The 12,396-nt window shown below is 66.3% G+C and carries 11 protein-coding genes; 8 read left to right on the forward strand and 3 right to left on the reverse strand.

The window, feature by feature from the left end; genetic code table 11:
• Nucleotides 1-175: 175 nt before the first annotated feature.
• Together B8115_RS08240 and rsgA are read right to left on the reverse strand one after the other, a co-directional pair.
• Nucleotides 176-1,006: a sulfurtransferase gene (locus B8115_RS08240; RefSeq protein ID WP_010627308.1), complete on the reverse strand. Its 831-nt coding sequence runs from the start codon at nucleotides 1,004-1,006 to the stop codon at nucleotides 176-178.
• A 37-nt stretch (nucleotides 1,007-1,043) separates the two neighbouring features.
• Entirely contained in the window at nucleotides 1,044-2,078 is a 1,035-nt protein-coding gene (gene rsgA / locus B8115_RS08245; RefSeq protein ID WP_010627309.1) for a small ribosomal subunit biogenesis GTPase RsgA, read from the reverse strand.
• Nucleotides 2,079-2,166: 88 nt separating this feature from the next.
• On the opposite strand from rsgA, the gene orn reads away from it, so the two are divergent.
• On the forward strand, nucleotides 2,167-2,751 hold the full coding sequence (gene orn, locus B8115_RS08250; RefSeq protein WP_010627310.1) for an oligoribonuclease: 585 nt from the start codon (nucleotides 2,167-2,169) through the stop codon (nucleotides 2,749-2,751).
• Between the two features lie 268 nt (nucleotides 2,752-3,019).
• On the opposite strand, the gene queG is transcribed toward orn, so the two are convergent.
• Complete coding sequence (gene queG / locus B8115_RS08255) at nucleotides 3,020-4,120, reverse strand: tRNA epoxyqueuosine(34) reductase QueG (protein WP_010627311.1); 1,101 nt, start codon at nucleotides 4,118-4,120, stop codon at nucleotides 3,020-3,022.
• 100 nt (nucleotides 4,121-4,220) lie between these two features.
• Between queG and B8115_RS08260 the strand changes: the two genes are divergently transcribed.
• The 7 genes from B8115_RS08260 to hflX all read left to right on the forward strand — a co-directional run bounded on the left by B8115_RS08260 (nucleotide 4,221) and on the right by hflX (nucleotide 12,330).
• Nucleotides 4,221-5,765: a bifunctional ADP-dependent NAD(P)H-hydrate dehydratase/NAD(P)H-hydrate epimerase gene (locus B8115_RS08260; protein WP_010627312.1), complete on the forward strand. Its 1,545-nt coding sequence runs from the start codon at nucleotides 4,221-4,223 to the stop codon at nucleotides 5,763-5,765.
• The gene (gene tsaE / locus B8115_RS08265; RefSeq protein ID WP_010627313.1) at nucleotides 5,765-6,265 is read left to right on the forward strand and encodes a tRNA (adenosine(37)-N6)-threonylcarbamoyltransferase complex ATPase subunit type 1 TsaE; all 501 of its coding nucleotides are present in this window, start codon (nucleotides 5,765-5,767) and stop codon (nucleotides 6,263-6,265) included. The genes B8115_RS08260 and tsaE overlap by 1 nt, the downstream gene beginning before the upstream one ends.
• Nucleotides 6,266-6,312: 47 nt before the next feature.
• Nucleotides 6,313-7,749 carry an N-acetylmuramoyl-L-alanine amidase gene (locus tag B8115_RS08270; protein WP_035590524.1) on the forward strand — a complete coding sequence of 479 codons (1,437 nt, stop codon included), beginning with the start codon at nucleotides 6,313-6,315 and terminating at the stop codon, nucleotides 7,747-7,749.
• A complete protein-coding gene (gene mutL, locus B8115_RS08275; RefSeq protein WP_010627315.1) occupies nucleotides 7,746-9,674 on the forward strand; it encodes a DNA mismatch repair endonuclease MutL in 1,929 nt (642 codons plus the stop codon). Before B8115_RS08270 ends, mutL begins: the two co-directional genes overlap by 4 nt.
• A gap of 17 nt (nucleotides 9,675-9,691) precedes the next feature.
• Entirely contained in the window at nucleotides 9,692-10,630 is a 939-nt protein-coding gene (gene miaA, locus B8115_RS08280) for a tRNA (adenosine(37)-N6)-dimethylallyltransferase MiaA (protein WP_010627316.1), read from the forward strand.
• A gap of 123 nt (nucleotides 10,631-10,753) precedes the next feature.
• On the forward strand, nucleotides 10,754-11,005 hold the full coding sequence (gene hfq / locus B8115_RS08285; protein WP_010627317.1) for an RNA chaperone Hfq: 252 nt from the start codon (nucleotides 10,754-10,756) through the stop codon (nucleotides 11,003-11,005).
• Between the two features lie 8 nt (nucleotides 11,006-11,013).
• Entirely contained in the window at nucleotides 11,014-12,330 is a 1,317-nt protein-coding gene (hflX, locus tag B8115_RS08290; protein ID WP_026037979.1) for a ribosome rescue GTPase HflX, read from the forward strand.
• Nucleotides 12,331-12,396 lie beyond the last annotated feature (66 nt).

The following is a 12,396-nucleotide window of genomic DNA, read 5'->3' on the forward strand; positions in this document are numbered from 1 at the left end:
TCGAGGACGCTGGCCTGAGGGAGCCGGGTAGCGCAAATCGACAGGGATGTCGATTTAAGGCAGGCAAGAGGGACCTTGATCCTGCCCGGCGCGTCACCCGGCTCTCGAAGGCCAGGGTTTCGTTCTCGATTGTCGCGAATCGCCTCGCATGACCGCCCAGCGATGAGGGCGTAGTTTACTTCTCTATCGGCGTATCGTCGCGGTTGCCCCACTCCTTCCAGGAGCCGGCGTAGCCGCGTATCTTCTCGAAGCCCAGCGCCTTGCCCACCAGCCAAGTGAAGCCGCTGCGGTGGTGGCTCTGGCAGTGAGTGATCACTTCCATATCCGGGGTGAGCCCCAGCGCCTCGAGTTCGGTGATCAGCTCGGCATAGTCGCGAATGCGCAGCGCGCGCTCCTTGTCCATGGCCTCGGTCCACTCCATGTTGACCGCGCCGGGAATGTGCCCAAGCTGCCTGTTCTCGCCCTTTTCGCCGCGATACTCCGCCGGCGAACGGGCGTCCCAAACCGCAAAGCCCTTTTCGCCCAGCCGCTCCTGCAGCTCCAACCGGTCGATGGCGACCTCCGGATGCAGGAATTCGGCCTCATACTCGCTGGGCGTCGGTGCGCTCGGCTCATGGGATACGGGTTGACCGGCCTGGCGCCAGGCGTGGATGCCGCCGTTGAGGTAGGAGTAACGGGTATGTCCGATCAGCTCCAGGGTCCACAGCAGGCGCCCGGCCCAGCCGCCGCCCTCGTCGTCGTAGGCCACCACGTGAGTGTCGCGGGTCAGGCCCAGTGACGAGAACAGCTGCGACAGCGCCTCGGGGCTCGGCACCTCGTTGGGCACCTCGCCCTCGCCGCGCATCAGGCGGCGGAAATCGAGGAACACGGCGCCGGGCACGTGGTCCTCCTCATAGCTCTCCGACCTCAGCGGCACGTCGACGATCAACAGTTGGGGGTCGTCCAGATGCTCGGCGAGCTGCTCGGGTTCGATGATCAGCGGCAGCAGATTCTCTTCGGAACTCATGGCGCTCTCCTTGTCTCATTGTCGCGATGCGGCCGAATCAGGTCTCGCTCAGACTATCGACGATATGACGGTAGCTGGCAAAACGCTCGGGGTGAATGTCGCCGCGCTCAACGGCCTCGAGCAGGGCGCAGCCCGGCTCATGGCGGTGGCGACAGTCACGAAAGCGGCAGTGGCCGAGCAGGTCGCGAAACTCGATGAAGCCCTCGGCCACCTGCTGTTCGTCCAGATGCACGAGGCCGAATTCGCGAATGCCGGGCGAGTCGATCAGCTCGGCGTCGTCGGCCGTCGGCAGCCGGTAGAGGCGGGCGGTGGTGGTGGTGTGGGTGCCCTTGCGCGAATCCTTCGACAGCGCACCGATACGCAGCGACTCATCGGGCAGCAGCCGGTCGATCAGCGACGACTTGCCCACGCCGCTCTGGCCGACGAAGACCGAGGTGCGCTCGGCCAGGCGCGCATGCAGCGCATCGAGCCCCTCGGCGCGGGCCGTGGTGGTGGATACCACCGGGTAGCCGAGCGCCTCGTAGCGAGTCAGCAGGGCGCGCAGCTCGCCGCCGTCCTCGGGCAGCAGGTCGATCTTGTTGAGTACCAGTACCGGGGAGATGCCGGTGGCCTCGGCGGCCACCAGGTAGCGGTCGATCAGGTTGGGGTGCGGCGCCGGTTCCGCGGCGAAGACGATCAGGATCTGGTCGATGTTGGCCGCCACCGGCTTGAGCTGTCCGCGAGCGTCGGGGCGTTCCAGCACGTTCTGGCGTTCGCTGCGCGCCACCACCACGCCCTCGGTGATGTTGCCTTCGGCGTCCTCGGCGGCGCGCCAGATGACCCGGTCGCCGGTCACCAGCCCCTCGAGATTGGCGCGCAGGTGGCAGCGCACCGTCGGCCCGTCGCCGTCCTCCTGCACGTCGAGGGTGCGCCCGAAATGGGCAATGACGCGCCCGGGGCGCTCGGAGCCGTATTCGCCGGCGGCGAGCTTCTGCGAGTCCTTGACGTCGCGCTGCTCGGCGCGCTTGGCTCGCTCGGCCTGTACCTTCTCGATTCGCCAGCGCTGCTGACGGCTCAACTTGCGTTTGCTCATGGGCGCCCGAAGATCGTTACAATAGCGTCATTGTACCCAGCGTGGTCCGGCCTGTCCTGCCGCGCCCTTCAACTCTGGAGCCTGACCGATGCCCAACACTGCCGCACCACGCGAGGACCTGCTGGTGTGGATCGACCTCGAGATGACCGGACTCGACCCCGAGCGCGAGCGTATCATCGAGGTGGCCACCCTGATTACCGACAACGAACTCAACCTGGTGGCCGAGGGGCCCGTGATCGCAGTGCACCACCCCGACAGCCTGCTTGCGGCGATGGATGACTGGAACCAGAAGACCCACGGTGAGTCGGGCCTCGTCGAGCGAGTGAAGCAGAGCCGTATCGATACTGCCGAGGCCGAGCGGCAGACCCTGGAATTCCTCAGGGCCTACGTCGCCCCGGGTTCGTCGCCCATGTGCGGCAACAGCGTGCACCAAGACCGGCGCTTCCTCGAACGCGAGATGCCCGAGCTGCTGGGCTTCTTCCACTATCGCAATCTGGACGTCTCCACCCTCAAGGAGCTGGCCAAGCGCTGGAACCCGGGGGCGCTGGCCGGCTTCAGCAAGCGCAACACCCACCAGGCGCTGGACGACATTCGCGAATCGTTGGCGGAACTGGCGCACTACCGCAATACCTTTTTGCGCCTGGCCGGCAGCGAGCGAGACGAGGAGGAGTAGGAGCGCCCCTGGCTGGCACCACCAAGGGTGAGCGGCGCCGGGGACAGCTCGAAGAGGAGGTTATTTGCCATGGGTGAGGCGGATTCCGCCGAACGGGCTGGCCATGGATGGCCAGCCCCGGTCCTGCAAGCGGAGCAGGATGCGAGAGCGAAGCAGGGCAAATATAGCGCCCAGGGATGGGTTTACAGCGCCTCCTCGCAGGGCTGTCGCCGGTAAAGCCGCGGCCGTATCGAAGGACTGTCGCCGGTATAGCCGTGGCTTACCACCGTCAGACGCTTGCTATCAGCCGGTCACGCTTCTTCTGCTGCCGTTCGAGTGCCCAGCGCACGTGCTCGCGCACCAGGTCGGAGGGGTAGGCGAGGCGAGCGCGCAGGGCCGCCTCCACGCTCTCGCTCCAGGGAGCGTTGCCCAGCCCCACCGCCAGATTGCGTAGCCAGCGCTCGTAGCCGATGCGGCGGATCGGGCTACCGGCGGTCTTGTCGAGGAACTCCTCCTCGCCCCAGGCGAACAGCGATACCAGGCTGGCGCGATCCAGGTCGTGGCGCGGGGCGAAGTCCTCTTCTTGCGTTGCCCGGGTGAAGCGGGTGAAGGGGCAGACCAGCTGACAGTCGTCGCAGCCGAACACGCGGTTGCCCATGGCTTCGCGATAGCGTTCGGGGATGGCGCCGAACAGCTCGATGGTGAGATAGGAGATGCAGGCGCGGGAGTCGACCACCTTGTCCTCGACGATGGCGCCGGTAGGACAGGCCGTGCGGCAGGCGCTGCAGCTGCCGCAGTGCTCGCTGTCGAAGGGCGGGTCGACGGTTAGTGGCAGGTCGACGTAGAGCTCGCCAAGAAAGAACAGCGAGCCGGCCCGGGGATTGAGCAGCATGGCGTTCTTGCCCACCCAGCCGAGCCCGGCCTTGCGTGCCAGGGCGCGCTCCATCACCGGCGCCGAGTCGACGAAGGCGCGGTAGCCGAAAGGGCCGATCTCGTCCTCGATCCACTTGGCCAGGGTGGCCAGGCGCTTGCGCATCAGCTTGTGGTAGTCGCGGCCCACCGCGTAGCGCGACACATAGGCCGTCTGCGGCTGCCCCAGCACCTTGGCGCTCTCGACCTCGGCCGGCAGGTAGTCCAGGCGCACGCTGATCACCCGCAGCGTGCCGGGAACCAGTTCCTCGGGCCGGGTGCGCTTGGTGCCGTGCTTGGCCATGAAGCCCATTTCGCCGTGGTAGCCGGCATCCAGCCAGCGCTGCAGATGACGTTCGTCCTCGGAGAGGTCGACGTCGGCGATGCCCACCTGCTGGAAACCAAGTTCCCGTCCCCAGGTCTTGATGGTGGTGGCCAACTGGTCCAGCGCGCTGTCTTCCAGGATCGCGGGAAGGGTCATGATCGAGAAAAAACCGGGCAAAAATGAAGCGGGGGGATTGGCGAAAGCGCCACGGCGCTTACACTCCCATGATAAAGCAATGCCGGCAGGGAGACACGGGATGTCCGGGAATCATTCAAGCGAACCGCAGGTCGCGCTGCGCCCGTTGTATCGTGCCGAACAGGTGCGTGAGCTCGACCGGCGCACCATCGCGGGGGGCATTGAGGGCTTCGCCCTGATGCAGCGCGCCGCCACCGCCGCCTGGCAGAGCCTCAGGGCGCGCTGGCCCGGCATCAAGCGTCTCAGCGTGCTGTGCGGTGGCGGCAACAATGGCGGCGATGGCCATGTGCTGGCTGCGCTGGCGGCAGTGGCAGGCGTGGCGGTGCAGCGTATCGCCGTAAAGCCCCTCGAGGAGCTTGAGGGCGATGCCGCACGGGCCGCGGAGATGGCCACGGCAGCCGGCGTCGGCTGCGAGCCTTGGCGGCAGGGTATCGCCTTCGACGGTGAAGTGATCGTCGATGCGCTGCTCGGCACCGGGCTCAGCGGCGAGGTGCGCGGTGCTTTCCGCGAGGCCATCGAGGCGATCAACGCCAGCGGGCTTCCGGTGCTGGCCATCGACATACCCAGTGGCCTTGCCGCCGACACTGGGGCGGAGCTCGGTGTGGCCGTACGGGCCAGCCGCACCGTCACCTTCATCGGCGACAAAGTCGGCCTGCATACCGGACGCGCCCCTGCGTTGGTCGGTGAGGTCCACTTTCGCTCCCTGGGCGTCGATGCTCGCCAATATGCCGACCTGCTGCCGGAGGCGGAGCTGCTCGACCAGGAGCTGATCAAGGCGTGGCTGCCGTCGCGAGCCCGCGATGCCCACAAGGGCGTCATGGGCCATGTGCTGGTGCTGGGCGGTGCCCCGGGCTTTGGCGGTGCGGCGTTGCTTGCCAGCGAGGCGGCGGCGCGACTGGGCGCCGGCAAGATAAGCCTGGCCACGGCGCCGGCGCATGTCACGGCCTGCCTGACCTATCGTCCCGAGGTGATGGTGCATGGCCTGCGCGGTGCCGCCGAGCTTGGCCAGCTGCCGGAGCAGGCCGACGTGCTGGTGGTGGGGCCGGGCCTGGGGCAGGGGGCCTGGGGGCAGGGCATGCTGCAGGCGGCGTTGGTTGCTTCACGTCCGCTGGTGGTGGATGCCGATGGGCTCAATCTGCTGGCCTCTCACTTCACCGGTCAGCGGCGTGACGATTGGATCCTGACCCCGCATCCGGGAGAGGCGGGGCGGCTGCTGGGATGTCGTGCGGCGGAGGTGGAGGCCGACCGTCCCGCGGCGGCGCGCGAGCTGCAGCGGCGTTACGGTGGCGTGGTCGTACTCAAGGGGGCTGGCAGCCTGGTGGCGGGGCCCGCCGGCCTGGCGGTCTGCCCCTACGGCAATCCCGGCATGGCGTCGGGGGGGATGGGCGACGTTCTCTCCGGCGTGCTCGGCGCGCTGCTGGCTCAGGGGTTGCCTCTCGAAGCGGCTGCCAGAGTCGGGGTCATGACACATGCCCTGGCCGCCGACATGGCCGTACGCGACGCGGGGGAACGTGGCCTGCTGGCGGCCGATCTGGCATCCTATGCCCGAGTTATCGTCAACCCCGATTTCGAGCCGGGGCTTCATTCGTTGTCAGGGGGCCGTTGATGCGCATAAGACTCGTGGACGAAGACCGTCAGGTCGTCTTCGGGCAATGCCTGGGTAGGGCCCTGCAGGGGCGCGGCCGCATCTATCTCGAAGGTGAGTTGGGAGCGGGCAAGACTACGCTGACCCGCGGCATCCTGCGTGCCTATGGCTATACCGGAGCGGTCAAGAGCCCCACCTATACGCTGGTCGAACCCTATGAATTGGCAAGCGGCCGCCTTTACCATTTCGATCTCTATCGTCTGGGCGATCCCGAGGAGCTCGAGTTCATCGGTGGGCGTGATCTGTTCGCCGAAGAGGCTCTGTGCGTCGTCGAGTGGCCGAGCCGAGGCCGCGGCTGGTTGCCGTTGCCGGATGTCAACGTGACCCTGTCGCTGCACGGCGCCGGACGCCAGGCAGTACTCGAAGCACATACCGCACATGGCCGGGCAGCGCTCGACGTGCTGCGACAGGAGGCGGCGTTGGCCGAACTGATCAGCGCTGAAGAGCGAGATACGCCGTGATGTTCACCCGACCCTCGCCGATGAGCCAAGATGGGCTGCTGCGCGCCATGTTGCGCGGTGCACTCGGCTTGCTCCTGTTGATGTCGTTGTGCTTTGCCATGCCCGCGCAGGCGGCTCAGGTCGACAATATTCGTCTGTGGGCGGCGCCGGACCATGCGCGCCTGGTATTCGATCTATCCGGTCAGGCCGAGGCCAGCGTCTTCACCCTGGACAACCCGCGACGGCTGGTGATCGATCTCGAGCAGAGCCGGCTCGATACCGACCTCGCCTCGCTCGACCTGCAAGGCAGCGCCATCACTGCCGTGCGCAGCGGCGTGCGCGACGGCAGCGGCCTGCGAGTGGTACTGGAACTCTCCCGCGAAGTGGAACCGCGTCACTTCACCCTGCCGCCCAACGATCAGTACGGGCATCGTCTGGTGGTGGACATGGAGTACCCGGGTGAAAGCGCGGTGGAAAACCCCATTGATCCGATCGAGGCGATGATCCGCGAGCAGGAGATGGCGGCCAACCGGCATCGCGGCGAAGCGGCCAGCGAAACGCCGCGCATCGACCCCGAAGTCGTGGCGCAACAGCCGGCAGCACCGCATCCGAGGCGTGACATCATCATCGCCATCGACCCTGGCCATGGTGGCGAGGACCCCGGTGCCATCGGCCCCGGCGGCACCCGCGAGAAGGACGTGGTGATGGAGATCAGCCGCCGCCTGCAGCGATTGGTCGATGGTGCTGAAGGCTTCCGCGCCGTGATGATTCGCGACGGCGATTATTACGTCGGGCTGCGCCAGCGCACGCGCATCGCCCGCGAACAGAAGGCCGATTTCTTCGTCTCGATTCACGCCGACGCCTTCAACAGCCCGCGACCCAGCGGCAGCTCGGTTTACGCGCTGTCGCAGAGCGGTGCCACTTCGGAGACGGCCCAGTGGCTGGCCGCCAGCGAGAACCGAGCCGACCTGATCGGCGGTGTAGACGGCAATCTCTCGCTCAACGACAAGGACGAGGTGCTGCGCGGTGTGCTGCTCGACCTGACCATGACCGCCACCCTCAATGACTCGTTGTCCATAGGCGGCCAGGTGCTCGACCAGTTGGGCCGGGTCAACCGTCTGCATCGTTCACGCGTGGAACAAGCCGGCTTCATGGTATTGAAGTCGCCGGATATCCCGTCACTGCTGATCGAGACGGGCTTCATCTCAAACCCCGACGAGGAGCGCCGGCTGCGGGACTCGGGGCACCAGCAGCGGCTGGCCGAATCGATCTTCGCCGGCATCGAGGCGCACTTCCGCAGCAACCCGCCACCGGCCAGCCTGCTCGCCTGGCAGCGCGACAATCGACGCACGCCTTCCAGTAACGAGTATCGCATCCAGCCCGGAGATACCCTGTCGCAGATCGCAGCTCGTCACGGGGTGCCGGTGGCGCAGCTCAAGCAGGCCAACGACATCAATGGTGACGTGATTCGCGTCGGCCAGGTGTTGAGGATTCCTCGCTCATGACGGTGATCGACGCTACCCGGCGTATCCGCGTTCTCGACCCCCGGCTGGCCAACCAGATCGCTGCTGGCGAGGTGGTGGAGCGTCCCGCCTCGGTGGTCAAGGAACTGGTCGAGAACGCCATCGATGCCGGCAGCCGCCGAATCGAGGTGGAGCTGGAGGCCGGCGGCGCCCGGCTGATCCGGGTACGCGACGACGGCAGCGGCATTGCCGAAGAGGACCTGCCGCTGGCGCTGTCGCGGCATGCCACCAGCAAGATCGCCTCGCTTGAGGACCTGGAAGGCGTGGCCAGCCTCGGCTTTCGCGGTGAGGCGTTGGCGTCGATCAGTTCGGTGTCGCGCCTCGAGCTCGTTGCCAACGTCGAGGATGACCCGCGCGGCGGCTGGCGCGTGGTGGCTGAGGGGCGTCAGATGGAGCCTCGCGTCACTCCGGCACCGCATCCTCGCGGCACCTCGGTCACGGTGCGCGACCTGTTCTTCAATACCCCGGCGCGGCGCAAGTTCCTGCGCACCGAGAAGACCGAATATGGCCACGTGGAAGAGGCCTTTCGCCGTCTCGCGCTGTCGCGCTACGACATCACCTGGGTGCTGCGTCACAACCAGAAGACCGTGCACCAGTTGCCGGCTGGCGATGACCCGACCCGCCGCGAGCGTCGCATCGCCGCGCTGCTGGGCAAGAGTTTTCTCGACAACGCCCTGCACCTGGATCTGGCCGCCGGCGGGCTGCGGCTGTGGGGTTGGGTCGGCTTGCCTACTCACTCCCGCGCCCAAGCCGACCAGCAGTATTTCTTCGTCAATGGGCGCGTGGTGCGCGACCGGTTGGTGGCCCACGCCATTCGTCAGGCCTATCGCGACGTGCTGTTCCACGGCCGGCACCCGGTGTTCGTGCTCTATCTCGAGGTCGACCCCACGGTGGTGGACGTCAACGTTCACCCTACCAAGCACGAGGTGCGTTTCCGCGACGGCCGCCTGGTGCACGACTTCCTCTTCTCCAGCCTGCACCGGGCGCTGGCCGAGGCGCGCCCGGCGGAACGCGAGGCCCACGGCGATGACGCTGTAGCCGAGCAGGACGATGCCGCTGAGGTGCGCGAGCCCGCGCCGCGCTGGCAGCAGCAGCCCATGGCGCTGCATGCCACGGGCGAGTCGCCGGAGCGGGTCACGGCCGATCGTGTACGCGCTTTCATGAACGGCTATCGCGCGCTGCACCCCGAGCACGAGGAGCACCTGCTGACGCCGCAGCCGGCCGAGGCCGGGGTGGATGCCGCCGTGGCATCGCCGCCGGTACGGGAGGCCGCTGGTGTGGGCCAGGCACCGGCTCTGCCCGTAGTGGAAGAGGGCAGCGGTATACCTCCGTTGGGCTTCGCCATCGCGCAGCTGCATGGCATCTACATCCTTTCCCAGACCGCCCAGGGCATGATCATCGTCGACATGCACGCGGCCCATGAGCGCATCGTCTACGAGCGCATGAAGGCTCAGGTCCACGGCGGCGAGCTGCAGACGCAGCCGCTGCTGGTGCCGGTCTCGCTGGCGGCGAGCCATGCGGAGGTGGCCACCGCCGAGGCCGAGCGCGAGGCGTTTGCTCGTCTGGGCGTCGAACTCGACGTGGCCGGCCCCGAGACGCTGCTGGTACGCCAGGTGCCGGCGCTGCTGGCCGATGCCGACGTCGAGCCCCTGATTCGCGACATGCTGGAAGACCTGGAGCGTTACGGGCGCTCCGACCGTCTCGAGGCCAGTATCAACGAGCTGTTGGCCACCATGGCCTGTCATGGCAGTGTGCGTGCCAACCGGCGCCTGAGCGTGGCCGAGATGAATGCGCTGTTGCGTGACATGGAGCGCACCGAGCGCAGTGGCCAGTGCAACCACGGCCGCCCCACCTGGACCGAAATGTCGCTCAAGCAGCTCGATCGCCTGTTCCTGCGCGGTCAGTAGTGAGGAAGCGCTGACTGATGTCGCAACGTCGCCCCCTGGCCATTCTGCTGATGGGCCCCACTGCCGCCGGCAAGACCGACCTGGCCATCGAGCTGCACGAACGGCTCGACTGCGAGCTGATCAGCATGGACTCGGCCATGGTCTACCGCGGCATGGATATCGGCAGCGCCAAACCCTCGCCCCAGGAGCTGGCGCGAGCCCCGCATCGCCTGATCGATATTCGCGATCCGGCGGAGCCCTATTCGGCGGCGGACTTCCGCGAGGATGCGCGTCGCGAGATGCGGCGAATTACCGCAGCCGGACGTATCCCGCTGCTGGTGGGCGGCACCATGATGTATGCCAAGCGACTGCTCGAAGGGGTCGCCAACCTGCCGGCGGCAGATCCGGCCATTCGCGCCGAACTGGCCAGAGAGGCCAAACGGCGCGGCCTGGCGGGGCTGCATGACGAGCTGGCACGGGTCGATCCCGAGGCGGCCCGGCGCATTCACCCCAACGATCCACAGCGATTGATGCGGGCACTGGAGGTCTATCGCGCCAGCGGTACGACCCTCACCGAACTGTGGCGTCGACAACGTCCTGAAACCTTCCCATGGGAAGTGCTGTCGATAGGTTTCACGCCTTTCGATCGTCGCGTGCTGCACGAGCGAATAGCTGCGCGTTTCGAGGTCATGCTGGATGCCGGTCTCGTCGCAGAAGTCGAGGCGCTACGTACGCGCGGCGACCTGCACCCGGGCCTGCCCTCCATGAAGAGCGTGGGCTATCGTCAAGTGTGGGAATACCTCGACGGGCAGGGTGACGTCGAGCAACTGCGCTACCGCACCATCGTGGCGACGCGGCAGCTGGCCAAGCGTCAATTGACCTGGCTACGCAGCTGGCCGGCGCTACACTGGGTCGATAGTCAGAACCGGTCGGCGCTGGAGCAAGTCCTGAAATTCGTGCGTGAATCGGGCTCTTAGCGTAAGATGATGGCTTCGAGTGGCCGGGGGACCAGGCCGAGCCGGCATGGTGTCATGTCGTGAGACAGACAACCCAAGAACACAACTTTCACCCCTCAAGAGAACGTTTTAGGGAGAGGTAAAATGTCCAAAGGGCAATCCCTTCAAGACCCATACCTGAACATCCTGCGCAAGGAGCGCATTCCGGTTTCGATTTTCCTGGTCAACGGCATCAAGCTGCAGGGACAGATCGAGTCGTTCGATCAGTTCGTGATTCTGCTGCGCAACACGGTCAGTCAGATGGTCTACAAACACGCCATCTCAACCGTGGTACCTTCGCGCAATGTGCGGCTGCCGCCGCAGGATCCCGCGGCCCAGCCGGACAGCAACGTGTGAGGTATTGATTGTTTTTTGAACGACCCGACGCCGGCGAAACGGCAGTATTGGTTCATGTGGACTTTCACGACGATCGCGAGCGCGAGGATCCGGGTGAGTTCCTGGAGCTGGTCCGTTCCGCCGGAGCCGCCCCGGCCATGTTGCTTACCGGGAGCCGGCATCGCCCCGATTCGCGTACCTTCATCGGGAGCGGTAAGTTAGAGGAGCTGCGCGAGGCGCTGCAGGTGCACGGTGCCGAGCTGGTCATCTTCAACCACGGCTTGAGCCCCTCCCAGGAGCGCAACCTGGAGCGGGAGCTCAAGTGCCGGGTGCTGGACCGAACCGGGCTGATACTCGACATCTTCGCTCAGCGCGCGCGCACCCACGAGGGCAAGCTGCAGGTCGAACTGGCGCAACTGGAGTACATGTCCACCCGCCTCGTGCGAGGCTGGACCCACCTGGAGCGTCAGAAGGGCGGTATCGGCCTGCGCGGGCCCGGCGAGACCCAGTTGGAGACCGACCGCCGCCTGCTGCGGGCGCGCATCAAGGCAATTCACAAGCGGCTCGACAAGGTGCGCAGCCAGCGCAGCCAGAATCGTCGTGCCCGTGAGCGAGCCGAAATTCCCAGCGTGTCGCTGGTCGGTTATACCAACGCCGGCAAGTCGACGCTGTTCAATGCGCTAACCGAGGCGAAGGTCTACGCGGCGGACCAGCTGTTCGCCACACTCGACCCGACCCTGCGGCGGCTGGAGGTCGGTGACGTCGGCCCGGTGGTATTGGCGGATACAGTAGGTTTCATTCGTCATCTTCCGCACAAGCTGGTGGAGGCCTTCCAGGCCACCCTGCAGGAGGCAACGGAAGCATCACTGCTGGTCCACGTGATCGATGCCGCCGATCCCGATCGCGAACTCAACGTGGAGCAGGTCGAGAAGGTGCTCGACGAGATCGGTGCGCTGGAAGTGCCGATGCTCAAGGTGATGAACAAGATCGACCTGCTCGACAGTGCGCCGCGAATCGAGCGCGACGGGCAGGGTCGGCCCGAAGTGGTGTGGCTCTCGGCCCGCGATGGGCGGGGGCTCGAGCTGTTGGGCCAGGCGCTGTCGGAGCGTCTGGCGGATAACGTGATCGAGTTCAGCATGCAGCTGTCGCCGCAGCAGGGCCGTCTGCGCGCAGGCATGCATGAGCTTGGTGCCGTACAAGAAGAACATTACGAGGAAGGCGGCAAGGTGCGGCTCGACGTGCGCCTGCCTCGCCGTGATTTCCTGCAGTTGATGGCTCGCCTGGGAGAGCGGGCGGAAGACTATCTTCCGTCCGAGCTGCACGAGCGGCCAGTATGGGATGCGTGACGACTGCGGTGTCCTGATCGACTGGATCGACTTCCCCTAGAAATAACGGCGGCGGAACCTACCGGC

The organism is Halomonas sp. KM-1, assembly GCF_000246875.1.
In the GTDB taxonomy this organism is placed as follows: Bacteria; Pseudomonadota; Gammaproteobacteria; order Pseudomonadales; family Halomonadaceae; genus Halomonas; species Halomonas aerodenitrificans.